Source organism: Mucilaginibacter sp. dw_454 (genome assembly GCF_018449775.1).
Classification (GTDB): Bacteria; Bacteroidota; Bacteroidia; order Sphingobacteriales; family Sphingobacteriaceae; genus Mucilaginibacter.
Genome location: NZ_JAAVVB010000016.1, coordinates 1 through 259, shown reverse-complemented (window position 1 = coordinate 259; position 259 = coordinate 1). Strand labels below are relative to the sequence as shown.

Sequence of the window (259 nt, the reverse complement as noted above, 5' to 3'; positions counted from 1 at the left end):
ATCATGGGATCGTTCGTTCCTGGTTGGCCAGGGCGCAACCTCTGACGTATATGACGTAGCAGCCATAGGCCCCTACTACTATATCGTAGGCGACTTTTCGGGCTACGCACAACAAAATGGCGGGGTAAGCAGAATAGCAAAGATTACGACCAATGGTTTGATAGATACCGTAGCCGTTACCACATATCTGAAAAAGATCAAATTCGTACCTACCTTTAATGGTGGCGTAACAGGCGGCAGGGTAACCAGCATTTATCCG

Annotated in this window: 1 pseudogene; it reads left to right on the top strand. The window is 48.3% G+C overall.

The window, feature by feature from the left end:
• A pseudogene (locus tag HB679_RS20535) lies at positions 1–259 on the top strand (hypothetical protein); the annotation flags it as partial.